At 58.9% G+C, this 564-nt stretch carries 1 protein-coding gene; it reads left to right on the top strand.

Going from position 1 to position 564, the window contains the following annotated elements:
* Positions 1-564 (top strand): transposase (locus IVB32_RS03020; RefSeq protein ID WP_247409728.1); only part of this gene is annotated, 564 nt, incomplete at both ends.

The raw sequence follows: 564 nt of genomic DNA, 5'->3' as shown, positions 1-564 counted from the left end.
GCAAACCACGAAAGCACCACGTGCCCGATATCTTATCGATTGCGGCAGAACAAATGCTGGCCAGCGCCAAATGGAAAACCGTGAGTTGGCGCAGCGGGACGAAAGGTCGGCTCAAAGCCCGATTTGCTGCTCTCCGTGTCCGCACCGCCGACGGCCCTCCGCAGCGGATATGGGATAAAGGTCAGCAGCATCTCCCAGGCGACGAAGCCTGGCTCATTGGCGAGCAACGTGCCTCCGGGGAGAAGAAATACTATCTCGCCAATCTTCCGGCGACGACGGATCTGCGCACGCTGGCCGCCACCATCAAGGCACGGTGGATTTGTGAGCAGGCGCATCAACAGTTGAAGGAGGAACTTGGACTTGATCACTTCGAAGGGCGATCATGGCAAGGTCTTCATCGCCACGCCCTTATGACAATGATTGCCTACGCCTTCCTGCAACATCGTCGCCTCGCAAACGCGGGGCGAAAAAAAAAGAATCAACGGGCCTCCGCCTCAACCGACTATGCCCGCCGTACGTCACGCCATCGTCGATCTCATCCTTCGGCCGCCGCCCCAGCAGTGC

The sequence above is a fragment of the Bradyrhizobium sp. 23 genome (genome assembly GCF_023073295.1).
In the GTDB taxonomy this organism is placed as follows: Bacteria; Pseudomonadota; Alphaproteobacteria; order Rhizobiales; family Xanthobacteraceae; genus Bradyrhizobium; species Bradyrhizobium canariense_D.
Note: the sequence above shows the minus strand (reverse complement) of the source record. Positions and strands in the feature narration are given on the sequence as shown.